Source organism: Croceicoccus hydrothermalis (assembly GCF_022378335.1).
GTDB lineage: Bacteria > Pseudomonadota > Alphaproteobacteria > Sphingomonadales > Sphingomonadaceae > Croceicoccus > Croceicoccus hydrothermalis.
This window is the reverse complement of the sequence record NZ_JAIQCI010000046.1, coordinates 1-14,338: the sequence shown is the minus strand read 5'-3', so window position 1 is coordinate 14,338 and position 14,338 is coordinate 1. Positions and strand designations below refer to the sequence as shown.

At 62.2% G+C, this 14,338-nt stretch carries 16 protein-coding genes and 1 pseudogene; 4 read left to right on the top strand and 13 right to left on the bottom strand.

Annotation, left to right across the window (positions count from 1 at the left end):
* Positions 1-44: 44 nt before the first annotated feature.
* The 10 genes from K4G67_RS15910 to K4G67_RS15865 all read right to left on the bottom strand — a co-directional run bounded on the left by K4G67_RS15910 (position 45) and on the right by K4G67_RS15865 (position 9,589).
* Entirely contained in the window at positions 45-419 is a 375-nt protein-coding gene (locus K4G67_RS15910; RefSeq protein WP_156843013.1) for a hypothetical protein, read from the bottom strand.
* Positions 420-543: 124 nt separating this feature from the next.
* Positions 544-1,497: a CDF family Co(II)/Ni(II) efflux transporter DmeF gene (gene dmeF, locus K4G67_RS15905; protein ID WP_239807266.1), complete on the bottom strand. Its 954-nt coding sequence runs from the start codon at positions 1,495-1,497 to the stop codon at positions 544-546.
* Positions 1,498-1,627: 130 nt separating this feature from the next.
* Entirely contained in the window at positions 1,628-2,566 is a 939-nt protein-coding gene (locus tag K4G67_RS15900) for a DUF2493 domain-containing protein (RefSeq protein ID WP_239807265.1), read from the bottom strand.
* 219 nt (positions 2,567-2,785) lie between these two features.
* The gene (locus tag K4G67_RS15895; RefSeq protein WP_239807264.1) at positions 2,786-3,226 is read right to left on the bottom strand and encodes a hypothetical protein; all 441 of its coding nucleotides are present in this window, start codon (positions 3,224-3,226) and stop codon (positions 2,786-2,788) included.
* A gap of 11 nt (positions 3,227-3,237) precedes the next feature.
* Positions 3,238-4,167: an ArdC family protein gene (locus tag K4G67_RS15890; protein WP_239807263.1), complete on the bottom strand. Its 930-nt coding sequence runs from the start codon at positions 4,165-4,167 to the stop codon at positions 3,238-3,240.
* A 169-nt stretch (positions 4,168-4,336) separates the two neighbouring features.
* Positions 4,337-5,710 (bottom strand): transposase, encoded by a 1,374-nt coding sequence (locus K4G67_RS15885; RefSeq protein ID WP_239807262.1) that lies wholly within the window; start codon positions 5,708-5,710, stop codon positions 4,337-4,339.
* A 437-nt stretch (positions 5,711-6,147) separates the two neighbouring features.
* On the bottom strand, positions 6,148-6,567 hold the full coding sequence (locus K4G67_RS15880; RefSeq protein WP_054526858.1) for an acyl-CoA thioesterase: 420 nt from the start codon (positions 6,565-6,567) through the stop codon (positions 6,148-6,150).
* A complete protein-coding gene (locus K4G67_RS15875; protein WP_239807261.1) occupies positions 6,564-7,952 on the bottom strand; it encodes a Dyp-type peroxidase in 1,389 nt (462 codons plus the stop codon). Before K4G67_RS15875 ends, K4G67_RS15880 begins: the two co-directional genes overlap by 4 nt.
* Before the next feature lies 1 nt (position 7,953).
* Positions 7,954-8,649, bottom strand: a complete 696-nt coding sequence (locus tag K4G67_RS15870; protein WP_050599578.1) for a hypothetical protein — start codon at positions 8,647-8,649, stop codon at positions 7,954-7,956.
* Positions 8,650-8,674: 25 nt separating this feature from the next.
* Complete coding sequence (locus tag K4G67_RS15865; RefSeq protein ID WP_239807260.1) at positions 8,675-9,589, bottom strand: catalase family protein; 915 nt, start codon at positions 9,587-9,589, stop codon at positions 8,675-8,677.
* A 30-nt stretch (positions 9,590-9,619) separates the two neighbouring features.
* On the opposite strand from K4G67_RS15865, the gene K4G67_RS15860 reads away from it, so the two are divergent.
* Both K4G67_RS15860 and K4G67_RS15855 read left to right on the top strand, forming a co-directional pair.
* Positions 9,620-9,901 (top strand): hypothetical protein, encoded by a 282-nt coding sequence (locus K4G67_RS15860; protein ID WP_239807259.1) that lies wholly within the window; start codon positions 9,620-9,622, stop codon positions 9,899-9,901.
* Entirely contained in the window at positions 9,898-10,515 is a 618-nt protein-coding gene (locus K4G67_RS15855; protein WP_239807258.1) for a TetR/AcrR family transcriptional regulator, read from the top strand. The genes K4G67_RS15860 and K4G67_RS15855 overlap by 4 nt, the downstream gene beginning before the upstream one ends.
* Positions 10,516-10,798: 283 nt before the next feature.
* On the opposite strand, the gene K4G67_RS15850 is transcribed toward K4G67_RS15855, so the two are convergent.
* Entirely contained in the window at positions 10,799-11,245 is a 447-nt protein-coding gene (locus K4G67_RS15850; protein ID WP_239807257.1) for a TetR-like C-terminal domain-containing protein, read from the bottom strand.
* Between K4G67_RS15850 and K4G67_RS15845 the strand changes: the two genes are divergently transcribed.
* Both K4G67_RS15845 and K4G67_RS15840 read left to right on the top strand, forming a co-directional pair.
* On the top strand, positions 11,189-11,575 hold the full coding sequence (locus tag K4G67_RS15845; RefSeq protein WP_231680650.1) for an ArsR/SmtB family transcription factor: 387 nt from the start codon (positions 11,189-11,191) through the stop codon (positions 11,573-11,575). The genes K4G67_RS15850 and K4G67_RS15845 overlap by 57 nt on opposite strands.
* The gene (locus tag K4G67_RS15840) at positions 11,562-11,978 is read left to right on the top strand and encodes an SRPBCC family protein (RefSeq protein ID WP_239807256.1); all 417 of its coding nucleotides are present in this window, start codon (positions 11,562-11,564) and stop codon (positions 11,976-11,978) included. The genes K4G67_RS15845 and K4G67_RS15840 overlap by 14 nt, the downstream gene beginning before the upstream one ends.
* A gap of 269 nt (positions 11,979-12,247) precedes the next feature.
* Here K4G67_RS15840 and K4G67_RS15835 read toward each other — a convergent pair whose 3' ends face one another.
* Both K4G67_RS15835 and K4G67_RS15830 read right to left on the bottom strand, forming a co-directional pair.
* Positions 12,248-12,811 (bottom strand): DJ-1/PfpI family protein, encoded by a 564-nt coding sequence (locus K4G67_RS15835; protein ID WP_219150309.1) that lies wholly within the window; start codon positions 12,809-12,811, stop codon positions 12,248-12,250.
* A 305-nt stretch (positions 12,812-13,116) separates the two neighbouring features.
* Positions 13,117-14,256 (bottom strand): annotated as a pseudogene (locus K4G67_RS15830) (chromosome partitioning protein ParB); the annotation flags it as partial.
* Between the last annotated feature and the right edge of the window lie 82 nt (positions 14,257-14,338).

The following is a 14,338-nucleotide window of genomic DNA, read 5'->3' as shown; positions in this document are numbered from 1 at the left end:
TGACAATCCGAACTGCGCTGCGGCATGCAGCGCGGTGACGGTCGTCAGGCGCGAGGAGGGCGCTTCAGTCGGTCGGTAATGTCGGAAGCGAGCGCCTCGGAGGGAGGCGCATCGGGAACCACAACCAAATGAGGGACCGAATCCTTCTGCACGGTGCTGGCAAAGCTTGCCCCATGATGACAATGGCCGTGCCCACACATGCCGTGTTGCTCGGTCGGCGCATCCGAATCACCCGGAACTTCGTCGGTAGCTGCGGATGACGCGGACGCGCTGTCGAGCGAAGCCAGAACGGGCGTGCTTCCGGGCGCCACTTCGGCGCCGCAAGCAGCAGCATCCGCCGCGGTCACGAACACCATCGCGACCAGCATGAGCAGGACGACAAAAGGATGCAGGACAAGGCGACGATAGCTTGTGGTCATGGATTCCGACGGCTCCTAGCAAACCGGATCAAGATTGCAAGCTCCGTAATACAATGAAGTATAAGTCGTTTGTTACAGTATAACAGTCCTCGAATACTGTTTCGGCCTTGCAAGAACGGGACGATCAGGCTGCGCGAAGCTCGGGATGGGGATGCTCACAGCGATGCACTTCGATCGTGACGTGCACATATTCCGCATGCTCTGAAAGTCGGCTCGCATAATGGTCGGGCGCGAGCGGATCACCGGCGATGAGCGAGGCGATGACCGCATACTTGCCAGGGCCGATCCGCCAGATGTGCAGATCGCCGATCGCGGCGTCCCGGTCCTCGAGCGCCTCGCGCACCTCTGTGTACCGTTGAGAGGCCGCTTCGGCGTCCACAAGCACGGCAGCGGTATCGCGCAGCAGTGACCATGACCAGCGCCCGATCACGAATGCACCCACCAGCCCCATTGCCGCGTCCATCCATGCCCAGCCGAGGTACATGCCGGCGAGAAGGGCCACGATAGCCAGGACCGAGGTCAGGGCATCGGCAAGCACGTGGAAATAGGCGGAGCGCAGATTGTTATCGGCATGCGCATGGTGGTGGTGATGATGATGGTCGTGATCATGCCCATGGTGATGATCGGCACCAAGCAGCCAGGCACTCGCGAGGTTCACCACAAGGCCGAGCACGGCGATCCAGATCGCCTCGGTATAGGCAATCGTGAGCGGGCTGACGAACCTTTGAGCCGATTCAACCGCGATCCCGATTGCGAAGATGGCGAGGACAAGCGCGCTCGCGAAGCCGGCGAGGTCGCCCACCTTGCCGGTACCGAATGTGAAACGCGGGTTGTTCGCATGGCGCCTGGCAAACCAGTAGGCGAACGCCGCGACGCCCAAAGCACCCGCATGGGTCGCCATGTGGATACCATCGGCGAGAAGCGCCATCGATCCGGTCCACAGGCCGGCGACGATTTCGACCACCATCATCGCGGCGGTCAAGGCAACGACATAGCGCGTGCGCCGCTCATGCGCGTCGTGCGAGGCGCTCAGGAAGTTGTGACCATGAGCGAGCGGATTGGAGTCGGCGTGGTGCATGCGGGGCTGATAACCCGAGATGCCTTTCCAAGAAATCCCTCCTTGAACCGAAAAGGCAATCGACGACGATTGTCAGAGATGGTCGTCGCAGCCAACCGATCGTAGAAATGCTGCGGCGACCAACAGACTGTTATCCCTTAGTCTTGGATCGGGACGTGACGGTCCTGCGATCGACGACGGTGATCCGGCGCGCCTTGGCATCAATGACGAGCCGTTCGGTTACGCCATTGCCCGGAAAGGCGACGACATAACGCGGATTCAGCGAAAGCATCTGCTCGTTGCGCTTGAACCCGGCGCGGGCACCAAGCCGACGATCGAGCGAATAGGTCAGCTGCTGGACTTCGCGGCGTTCAGCCCAACTCGCGGCCAGGCGATCGGCTCCCTTGCCGTCGCCGCCATGGACCAGGAAGAGATCGGGAACCGCATCGCGAACCTTGTCGAGCGTAGCCCAGATAGTGTCGGCATAACGCTTCGCATCCTCGGTGCTCCCAAAGGTCTGGCGACCACCGGCAAAGACGATTGGAGTTCCTTCCGGAATCAAAGCGTGACGCCGGTTCTCGGCGCGTGCGCGGAGGAAATCGCGGGCATCGATCACGGCCGATGTGAGGTTTCGCGAATGGCTCGCGCGCGAGCCGGAAACGGGCTTCCACGACGAACCGGTCTCGTCGCGGTAAAGTGCTGCGACAGCCTCGCGCATCTGCTCGAAGGCCAGCATGCTGGCTTCGGCAGCCTGCGCGCGTTCGACCTGCTCTTCAAGATTGCTCGAATGCACTTCGGAGCCATCGGCCGATGCGAGCAGGACCCGAATCTCGTCGCTGGCCCGGTCAAGCTGAGCCGCCTTGCGGCTGGCTGCGCGGTGGAAGAGATTGACCATGCCCCAGGCAATGTCCTCGGCATCGGCTTGCAGGGCCGTGTCGGAAAACATCGCGAAAAGGTCGGACCAGACTGCAGCGAGGGTCTGCTCGATCGCGTCCTCGCAGGGAAAGTCGGTTGCGTTGAAGGGAGCTGGCCTGATGCTGAGGCCTGAAAGGTCGAGGCCGTTCAATTGGTCGATGAAGCTGTCGTACATGGGGTGTCTCCTGATCGCGGGGACAAGGAGAGGAGGCACCATTGCCTCGGCCCTGTCCGCCGGAGCCCGATCAGGGCCGGGAGAAGGGGCGAGACGCACCGCGCAGCGGGAAACCTGCGGCCCTAGGCTGGCGCGGGCAACACGGGCCGACGGGCCGCAGGTTGCGGCGCGCCACGACCGGCCCAAGGGCCTCTCCCGGCGGACAGGGACGAGGCAGAATCAGGACCCAGTGGCGCAAGCGGATCGGGAGCGCTCGAAGATCGCTTCGCCATTCGAGAACCGACCTACCAGGCGCAACTCACCAAACAGGTCGATGAACCTACCCGAGACCTGGCCAAGCCAGTGCCGTGCTCTCGCCGTTCGCGGGTTGTAGAAATCAGCCTCCCAGTAGCGAGCGTCATCGCGCTCGGCGAGCCAGATCGCGGCAAGGCCGCACCAGGTCGATATGCGGCAATCGGCGAAGGCGTTGCGCAGGAGGATACGGTCCTCGCGGCCGCGCCATCCCTCGAAGCGCTCGAAGGAAGGAAAGGCCGCCTTCGTGGTGTCGATGATCTCGTCGACGAGGCATTCGTAGGCCCAGTCGACATCATCGTCTTCGCCGTCATCGAGCAGGCGAAAGGCCACCACGGAGCCGGTTGGATAGCTAACAGAACGTCCCATCTTACTGCTCCTCAGGCTGCATCAGCGAGATCGACGTCGGCCTCGCTTTCACAGGCTTGGTGACCACCCAGGTCGAGAAGCAGGCTGGCCGCTTCTTCGGCCTTGGCCGCAGCGGTGAGGATCGCGCGCTCGTCTGATTTGAGGATCTTGAGCCAGGAGGCGATGTAGCTGGCGTGATGGTCGAGGTGGGTGACCGGGAGCCCCAGTTCGGCCCCAAGAATGGCCGAGGACAGCTCGGCGATCAGTTCCTCGGCAGCATAGGCATCGCTGCCGAAACGGTTCTTGAGATCGCGGTCGAGCCGCGAAGAATGACCCGTCCAGTGCGAGAGCTCGTGCGCGAGCGTCGCGTAGTAGTGGTCGTAGGCATCGAAGAGTTCGGCTGGCGGCATGGTTACCCGGTCCCGCAGCGGCTCGTAATAGGCCTGCGCACCATGATGCCGCAGGTCTGCGCCGATATGGGCAAAGAAGGCATCGAGCCGGTCTTCGCGTCCTTCGGGCTTAAGCGCGGCAACCAGCGGCTTGGGATGGTAGAAAGCGGGCAGACCATCGCACTGCTCAGCGTTGAACACGGCATAGGCCTTGAGCACGCGCCGGTTCTCGGTGTCAGCTTCGCCTTCGGCGTTCTCGACCTCCCTGGTGTAGCTCTTGTAGAAGATCGCCATGGTCGATTTTTCGCCCTTGCGGACCTGTCCCCCGAGCGCCTGACACTGGCGATAGGTCATCCAGTAGGGCGAGGCGTACCCGCAGCCATCGGCCACCAGCCACAACCAGAAGGTGTTCATCCCGCGATAGGGCGTCCCGCAGGAGCGCAAGGGCCGCGAGACGGGCACACCGCGCCATGGCTTGACCCAGGGTTTTGTGCCTTGCTCGAGCTTTTCGATGATGGCGGCGGTGATGCGCTGAGCGGGCGAAGCTGAAGCAGTGCGGCGGGATTTGGTCATGGGAGGTCTCCTGATGACCGGGACGGAGATGCCCCGGCTCAGGAAGATCACAGCTCCCTCTGCTCTCTTCTAATGATGTCGGCTTTGCGCCCTTATTCTGTTGAAGAAGTCACCGGTGGCGCGTGCTGAGGACTGCGCTGAGTTTGGATGAGCGGCCTTGTCGCACCGCTCAGGCGGGTGCGAGGCCCGGCATTGGCCGCATCTTGGCCAGCTTACGAAGGTTCTGGGCTGCGGCGGCGAGGTGGAACTCGTCTTTCGCTCCATTCGGACCGCGCAGGCGCAAGCGGTCCAGTTTCAGGATACGCTTGAGGTGGGCGAACAGCATCTCGACCTTCTTCCGCTGACGACTGGAGACAAGAAAGGCATCGCTGGCTGTAATCTCGCGGGTCAGGTCCCGCGCACCTTCGTAGACTGACCGGGTCACCTTACGCGCGGGCATATTGGGTGTGCAGCGCTGCCGCAGGGCACAGCCCTGACAGTCCTGCTGCCGGGCGCGGTAGCGGATGGACCCGTCCTTATCGATCCCGCTGCGCGGCGTGCTGAAGTTGCGGTTCGAGCGGCGCAGTCGATTGCCGCCGGGGCAGATATAGCTGTCGTCCTCGTGGTCGTAGGTGAAGGCGGATCGCTCGAAGGTGCCGTTGTTGCGCGCGGATTTCTCGAACACCGGGATATGCGGCTCGATACCTCTCTCCTCGACCAGCCAGGCGAGGTTCGGTGCGGAACCATATGCGGTATCGGCAACCAGCTTCTCGGGCCACAGGCCGAAGCGGTCCTGCGTGCGCTCGATCATCCGTCGCTGGGCGAGCACCTCGGCCTGACGGATCGCCGTCGTCGCCTCGACGTCGACGATGACGGCATGGTCGAGATCGATCAGGTAGTTGGTGCTGTAGGCATAGAAGGCCCGCTCGCGCGTCGCCGCGGTCCAGCGCGCAGCGGGATCGGTGAGGTTGATGCGCTTGGGCGTGACCGGGGTCGATCCGCCGAACGCCGCATCGTCGAGCACCTCGAGATACTCGGTGACCGCACGTCCGGCGGCTTCGGGCGGGAGACCTTGTTCGCCCGGCACCGAACGCTGGCGGTGGACGTCAGCACGGATCAGGCTCGCATCGACTGCGAACCCCTCGGCGCCAACCAGACCCTCGGCCATGCAGCGCTCGACGGTCAGCTCGAACAGCTTGCGCAGCAGATCGCTGTCGCGGAAGCGGCCATGCCGGTTCTTCGAGAACGTCGAGTGATCGGGCACCGCGCCATCGAGATCAAGCCGACAGAACCAGCGGTAGGCGAGGTTGAGATGCACTTCCTCGCACAGCCGACGCTCCGACCGGATGCCCATACAATAGCCGATGAGCAGCATCCGGATCATCAGTTCGGGATCGATCGAGGGCCGCCCCGTCGCGCTGTAGAACGGCTTCAGATGCTCCCGAATGCCGGACAGATCGACGAACCGGTCGATCGCACGCAGCAGGTGATCGCCCGGCACGTGATCCTCGATACAGAAGCTGTAGAACAGCGCCTCCTGCATCACCGTCCGCTCGCCCATCATCAGCCTGATCTCCGCTTTCCTGCGAAGACTGAATCAGGACTTCACGCCGACCGCAAGCGGGACTTTTTCAACGGAATACGCCCTAATGTCGGCCATTTGAGCTCGCTTGAATCTTTTCCGAAAGCTGCCTGTCGTCAGCATCAGCCCAGATGGCAGCTTAGCACCTTAGCAACCACTCCTTGCGATCGGCGTGCTGTCCCCCCCGAGAGTGGGCGTCGGTTCAGCACAAGGGATCGCTGCAAATGTGCGCACCTATTGCGACCGCCTCGGTCGGCAGCGCCGAGGCATTGTATAACAAATGCAACGATAACGGGTCGGTATCCTCGCTAGAACGGGGATAGTTGTGGGGCTGCGATTACTAGAACTTATACAGTTCTCGCGCCTTCGCGTTGGGATTGTCAAATGGCTCGGAGAAAAAGGGCAAGAAGCCGTGTGCATTAAGCTACAATGGCGAAATGCCTCGCCAACTCGTTCGTGATGCGGTGCAGCTGCCGTGTTTCTCGGTCGATGCAGCACAGGGTCGTGTCCACTTCGGCGACAGACACGCTGCCGCGGCTGAACTGTATTTCGAATTGCGAGCGGGAACCACGAAAGCCCCTGAGGAGGACTTTCGCCTCGAGCTGGTCGTCGAGAAACGCCTCGCTGCGATATTTGATGTCGTGGCGCAGGGCGATCCATGCGATCTTTGCGACCTCCTCCGCCGGCGCATGTGCGACCCAATAGGCGGTGATCGCCTGCTGCACCCAGGTCAGATAGACCGCATTGTTGACGTGATCGAGCTCGTCGATCGCATCAGGGCCGACCGTGATGGGATAGACGAAAGCCGAACCGCCCCCCTGCCCCCTCTGTGGGTTCATGGGCTCGCGCCTTCTTCCCATGCGCCATCGCCAATCCAGCGCAGCGCCGTTAGCGAGGGCATGAACATGTATTCCCCGCCGCGCAGCCGGTTGAAGGTGGTCACGCCATCGATTTTTCGGCGCACCGGCGTTTCGGGAATGGTAAAGGTCCCGGGCGTCTGGTGCAGGCCGACGACCGGATCCCGTTCTTCGCCCAGATCGACGAAGTTGCCACGGTTGATCCATTCCTGCTGGAGAAATTCGATCGTATCGAAGGCCCTGGCGCTGATGAAAATGAAGAACAGCCCGCGATCTTCCTGCGCATCGACTTCGGATGTCACGTCGCGGCTCCATTTCGGCCCATAGGTAGACGAGCGCCTGATAATGCGGTGGATGTTCACGTCGCTGAGGATCGTAAGCTGGCTGTCGCGCGGATTGAGGCGGCGCATGTGCGCGGCGTGCGGACAGACAAGGCCGCGATGATCGTCTTCGTAAGAGAAGTCGTTGTTGCGCTGCGGATCGGCGCCGAGCTCCGGATCGTCCCGTTCCGGCGCAAGCGGCAATGGCGCACCGCTCTGCCACCGGCCGAACATTTTCGCGGCGATATAATCCTGCTCGGCTTCGTCGGCGGATTGTCCGCGCAGGAAGTCGTTGAAGGCGCCGACCCGGCTCTGGTATTTGCGGAGCACGATGTATGACCCGTTGCGCCCAAGCGGTTCGGGTTGCGGCATGGCGAGCGGGCTGCCGGTCTCGCTGTCCTCGCCCAAGATGAATTCTCCAGGCGCGATCGCGCGCTCCTGACCGGGCAAGGGGTCGACCCCGCTCCCGTCGACCAACGGCTGCGAAATGCTGTCGCGAAAGCCGAAGGGGTTCTTTGCGTCCTCGTCGGCACCGAAACGGTGCGTACCGATCAGCGTGATGCCGGTGGATTTTTCCAGTTCGGCCTCGGCCTTTGCCAGCACGTCGTCGAGCGCATCGTCGTCGCGCGCATAAATGGTCAATGCGATATGGCAAGTGCCGGGGCGATAGGGATCCTCCCATGTTTCGGGCGCGTTTTCGCCTAAATCGCGTAGTTGCTCGGCACGAGCGGCCATGCCCTGCTGGAAGGCCAGCGGAAAACTCCCCAGCGAGGTTTCCGGCAGCCCGAGTGCCTTCAAGCCATCGTAGCTGATGGCGACGCCGGTCCACGAATCTAGTTCGTCCGTCCACCCCGATGCAGCAGGGATATGGTCGGCCAAGCGTCGTAAAAGATCCCGACCACCCGCAGCCTCGTCGACATGGATCATCGAATGGATACCGACATAGGGTTCGGGCCGGGATCGCAGGATCAGCGCCTGGATATCGTCGAGCTGGAGCTTGACCTTGTCGGGACGGAAGCGGGCGGAAAGTTCTTGGAGAATGCCCATGTCAATAATCCACGCCTTCGGGTTGCGCGATGGCCGTGCTCAGCTCGTCGAGAGCCTGGCGGGTGGCGGGATCCATATCTGCATTCGCCCGGGATTTTTCGAGGAAGTCCTCCAGCGCGTGCTCCATCCGCTGGTACCGGCGAGTATCCACAACGGTCACCTGCGGATTTGCGACGAACCAGCCCGACGCATCGATTTGGTGATCGGCGATGAAGTCTTTCACCTCGGGACTGTCGATGCCCGGCCATCCTTCGATGTTGGCGAAGAGCAAGTCCATCAAGCCGGGAATCTTGGTGGCGAAATCGTTGATGTAAGTGTCCCAATCGCCATCATAGGTGGTGGCGAACAGGATCCGCGTATCGTCGTCGAAGAAAACGAAGCGCATATCGTGCAAGGTCGACACGCGCTGCGCGCCGTCCATATTGCCGTTGGTCAGATCGAAGATCCGGCGCAGGCGATCCGCCCCGCCCGGCTTCACCTTGGCGATAGCAGTCAGTTCGGACACATTGCCCGACTGCATGCCTGCGCGCCCCGCCTTGTTGGCAGTGCCCTTGTAATCGGGATTGTGGTCACGGATCATCGCTTCCAGCGCAATTTTCGCCAGCTGCGGCAAGTCTTCTGCCAGCTCGCGCGCACGGCGGCGGATTTCTTCGGGCTTGCTCTCATCGGCAAGACGCGGATCGATGCTTTTGGTCATGGCGCGCTCCTTTTGCGCTTGGTGGTCAATCGGGAATGTCGGACAGGGCCTGCGGCTCTATGCGCGGGCGATCGTTCTGGGTGTGACGATAGGCGCTGGACCGTTCGTAGGCCGCGCGGCGAATGCGCATGATGCCGCCCAGCGGACTATGCGCCTCGACGCCGTTCCATGGATTGAACGACAATACATCGTCGCCGAACACCTGGCGTGGCGGGCTGTAGGGGTCTTGGCTGTCGAAGCGCAGCGTGGCGACGGCACGATGAGGAGACTTTTCCTCTTCCCACAACACCGCCGCATCTTCCACCGGCATCGTTTCGAGATCGGTGCAGAGCTGCGCGCGCAATTCATATTCGGCGCCGTTCGCGCGGAAAAAATTGCCGATCACGTCGCGCATAGTCGAATATTGGACGTCTCCGAGATCCCGACCGGTCAAATCGCGCACGGATCGGGATTTCGGGGCGAGCGACAGTTTGGCTACATGGTCGCCGAACCGGACAGCGGCCTGCGTATGATAGGTTTCGCCGAGAGGATGATTGTTGTCGCGCGCCAACCCCTCGAGCGTCGCGCTCGGCACCTTGCCCACCGCTTCCAACGCATCCTTCGCGCCGCGCGCCACGCCGGCAACGAGCCGCTGAAAGAAGTCGGGCGCATGCGCGTTCTTTTCGAGCAGACCCAGCATCTGCTTGTATTTCGGGATCGTGCCGAAGGCGAGCACCGGGAAATTCACCATCAGGAAATCCTGGTTCTCGCCACCGATGTCGGGCGAAAGCCGGTCACCCGGAACGCCGATCACCTTGATCGCGAAACCGCGCGGGGCCGGAACCCCGTCCGAATGGATATCGCCCGGCGCGGACGAAAGCCGCGCGACGACCTCGTAGGTCTTCGGAGAAGCGAAGATGCCCTGCGCAAGCTCAGCCGACAGACCGTCGTGCACGGTCATGCTACCCTTAAGGATCGCGTGCGATTTCGCATGGGCATCGCGATGGGCGTGCCGATGCCGTTCGAACGCGTTGCGCGCCGTCGCATTCATCTGTTCGACGATCTCGCGCGTCAGCCGCTGTTCGTCGGGATCGACTCGCTCGACATCGGGGGTGAACCGTATGGGCTGCATGGGCAACAACTCCTGCCTGTTTCGCCTGCTGGAAAGGATCGACGGGAAACCGATCCTCTGGTCGGGCATTTGAAATATCAAGTGATATCTGAAAATTTGGTTCCGAAAATCAGGACTTTTGAGACGGATCGAGCACCATGAGCGGCGAAACCACCAGCAAATCGCGTCGGCAAAGCCAGGCGGAAACACGCGCCAAGCTGATCGAATCGGCCGAGCGGCTGATGATCGCCCATTCCATCCCGGCACTTTCCGTGCGCCAGCTCTGCGCCGACGCCGGATTTACGCAAGGCGCCTTTTATTCGAACTTCGAGAGCAAGGAGTTGCTGCTGCTCGAAGTCATGGAAGGTCACTTGGCCGAACAGCGGGACCGACTGGAAGACCTCGCCGCCTCGATCCCGGAAGTCGATATCGACCAGGCCATGCAAACGCTTGCTGCGTGGCTAGCCCACATCCCCGATCGCCAGGCCTGGGCGGCGCTGGCGCTGGAATTGCAGCTCTATGCCTTTCGCAACCCGGAATTCCGCGCGCAGTACAAGGCTGCGGAGGCGCGTGTAACGGCCCAGTTCCGGGTTCTGATCGAAGGCCTGGCCGCCCAGTTTGGGCAGCCACTCCGCTTGCCCGCCGATGTCATCACCGAAACCTTGCTCATACTCTGGCATACCGCAGTCTTGCGATCGGGCGACGGCACCCAGCCGGAAGAAAGTTACGTGAAGGTCTTCAGGCAGATCATGTTCGGCGAACCGTCAGCCGGATAGCGTTGCGTGACCGCCACCATACCGCGTAGGATCTTACGCATTTTGGGAGAATGTTTGGCGCGCGAGTGGCGGTTTTTCAACAGCAGACGTGCTCACCATTGTGGTACAGGTAACCTCCTGCGCTGGAGAGCTGTCCTGTTTGCCCGAGCAGGCGGGTAGGACACGCGCGCGCCTCCAGCGTCAGATATCGAGGCACAGCAAGAAACCGAAGTCGTAGCATATGGCTCGCTCGCGTTCAGCGTGATCAGTATTGCGTAGCGGCTATCGGTTTGGGCGGTTTGCTTCAAGGCCACAGCGCGCGCAAAACCTCGTCCACCAACGCGTCTTGCGCCTGCGCGTCCACCTCTCCCGACCGCATTGTCGCGGCCAGCCGTCCTTCGGTGGCCAGATGCGCCAGTCCGTGCGCGGGGGCGATGGCGGCGATCAGGCGCGGATCCAGTCGCTCGAACTCGGGGGTCGGCACGCCGAGGCCGCGTGTTCCGGCAGCGGCGGCGGCGAGCGGGCGCATCGCCCGATAGGCCGCAGCCCGCAGGTCATCGTCCTCCAATTCGATCAAGTCGGTGCGGCCCATCAGGCGGAAACGGCCCGTGTTGTCGCGCGCGAACCTAACATAGACGGCCGTCAGCGCGCGCAGCGCCGCGTTGCCTTCCAGCCCCTCTGCCGCGCCTGCCAGTTGCTTGCCCAGTGCCTCGTAACTGCGCCGCGCCACCTGCGTCAGCAAGCCCGCCATGTTCTCAGTCGAACCTTCGCGGCGCTGGCGGACCCGACCCGCCGGGCGCTGCTCACGCACCTGCGCGAAGGAGAGTTGACCGTGAGCGATCTCTCGGCGCCATTCGATCAGACCCTCGCCGCCGTTTCCAAGCACCTGCTTGTCCTCGAGCGCGCCGGGCTTGTTGAGCAGCGACGTGAGGGGGCGCGTCGCCCGCGCCGCCTCGTCGTGGCGCCGCTAGCCGCAGCCGAGGCCTGGATCGCACGCTACCGCAAGTTCTGGACGGGAAGTCTGGACCGTCTCGACACGCATCTTCGCAGCAACGGCAAAGACATCGATGGACAAGGATAAGCAGCATTCTCTCGAACTCGAGCATCGGTTCGACGCCCCGCCGCAGGAGGTTTTCGCGGCCTGGACCAATCCGACGGAAATAGTGCGCTGGTGGGGACCCAAAGAGTTCAGGACTACCTCGTTCGATGCCGACGTCCGCGAGGGCGGCGAATCGCGCGCGGTCATGGTCGGCGAGGACGGGAAGGAACTGCCGCACGGTGGCCGTTATCTGACCATCGAGTCTCCGCGCCTGCTCGTGTTCACATTCCGTTGGGAAGAGCCCGATGCCACTGAGACGGAGATGCGGATCAACTTCGAACCGGACGGAAGCGGCGCGAAACTAACCCTTACGCAAGCTCCGTTCGACGATGTCGAAGAGCTTAACCGCATGCTAGTGACCATCCCGACCCTATCAGACAAATGATATTACGGTCGTTGCGGAATGTCGGCAATTGCGATCCCAAACCCAGAAAGCGGACTGACCGCTGGCGGCCCATTGGCGGACCATCGAGTGAGCTGCCTGGCGGGTTGAAGTCTCACGAACGACTATCTTTCGATCGCACACGGGCAGCGCCAGCCGGCCAACACTTCGGGCAGGGGCCGGGACCGCGATATTTGTGGCCGCGCCTACATGTTTTCCACCCGTTGTTGGCTTCCATTCGCGTGTTGCCTTTCTTGCGCTCACCCAATCTTTTAACTCGAATGCTCTGCGCCGAGCATGCTTTTCAACTCTTCTGCCTTCCGAGGTTCGAGTCCCGCTGCCGCGAGGACTTCGCTCGCGAAGCTCGCAGGGGCAGGGGCCGGAGCAGTGATGATGTCCTTATCGCGAACGGCCTTCGGCTTATCGACGTACCTACCTGTGCCCGAGTACGCTTCGACGTATTTCCTAAGATAATCAGGCCCGTTAGATGTGTGGCTGACGTCATCGAGCATACCGGCACGGGCCAGGGCGATCGTTCCACCGCAAATGCCAGCGATGATGCAACCTGACTGACGCGCTTGCCTCAACTTTTGACCAATTTTCAAGCCATCGTCAGCCTCGAAAGCGGGACCCCCGCAAACCACGACGACGCCATCGTCCGGTGCTTCGAACCTCGCAGTTTCGGCGATCGGTAGGCCTGCAGCAGACGTAAGAGCGCCCCCCGTTGGAGATACGAACCGAAATTCCGCCTCGTAAAAGGCACGGCCAGCACCGCACAACGGTGCAATTTCCCAGTCCGAATAACCTTCTGTGAGGACAACTGTGATGGGGCGCATTGATGAACCCTTCGGCTTCCCGAGTTTTTGACGATAATACCCAACACCAATCCGTGAATGGTCGGCCCGGTTCCATCCCCTTGGGGAAGTTCGAGTAAGAGCAGGGCATGTCCTTATGACCGCTTGAAGGCTACTGCGACCGACGATGAAAGACTGCGGTGGGGTCGTTAGCGGGAGGGCGGCTTTCCGCATGTCAGCCCCAAGACCGGACTGGCGGCTAACGGCCCAGAATTTGACACGGAAAAGGCGGCCCGTCCCGATTGGGACGGACCGCCCGCCGAGTGACCTGGACCTGTCAGGAGGGGTCAGGCAGCCTGCTCGGCAATCTCGTCAGCTGTAACGTCACTGACCGGCTTTTCGGCTCCGGCGTCAACCAGTTCGCTTTCTTCGGGACGAGCAAAACGCATTATCGAAGGAACCCAAACCTGCGCCCGCTCCTTGACCTCAGCCTTGCCAATGAAGTTGCCCGAGAAGATGCGATCGGCAGCGCTTGCCAGTTCGGTCTTCTTCGAAGCAGCGTAGCGACTGACCAGTTCGGGACCACCCGCAGCATCGAGCGCTTCGAGTGTGCGAACCTTGGCCACACGGTCGAAGTAGTTGACAGCCGTGGGACGCCACCAATGCGCGGTCTCGATTTCGAGGAGCGAGCCGAGCGTCTCATGCATCGGTACCGAACGCTCACCTTCGCAGGCAAGGCTGGCGACAAGCGTGCGCGAGACGACATGGCCAAGCCAGGCCGAGCGCGCCTCGTCTGACAGTGCCCGGAACCTGGCGAACCGTTCGACATCGCTTGTCCCAGCACGCCAGCTTTCATCGAGCGACCCGGCAAACTCGGCCAGGGCAGCACTTGCCGGCGCATCCCTGGCTTCGAACCCGGTAACCGGGCCTGATGCTACCGGACCCACCAGTGTCGAGGCCTTCCTGGCGCGCCAGTCGTGCCCATCGGCATCAGCGAGCGTGAACACCATGAAGTCGAGCGCCAGTGCCGGATCGTTGGCGAGATGGATCGCCAGGATATCGCGGCGCTGCATTGCGAGCTCGTCGAGCAGGCGCTGCGACAACGAGCTTCCCTTGGGCTTCGCCGCACCGCTCTCTTCAATGGCCTCGACCACGCCTTCGTCAGCGATGACCTCGGTCTCGGTATAGAACTGCGGGACCAAGGTCGGCTCGCCATTGCGCGAGAGGACGAGGAAAGCACCAGCTTCGGCTTTCAGTTCGTCGGCGAGTACCGGCGGCCGGTCATTGATCGCGCGCATGGCGCGGTCGATGACGACGAGTTCCTGTTCGGCCTTGGCGACCTCGTCCTCGTCGCTGTCCTCGTCTTCGAGCACGGCGGCGACGCGGTCGTAGTCGGCCTCGAGCTCGCCGAGCTCCTGCGCTTCCTGCTCGGTCATTGGCGCAGGCTCGCAGGGCAAGCGACCGAGACCTTCAAGGAGGTCGTGGCTTGTCAATCGGCGTTCAATCGGGCCCCCCTATCGGCGCGCAAAAGGGACCCCGTTAGCGTTGCATAGATCGATCGATGTTGGG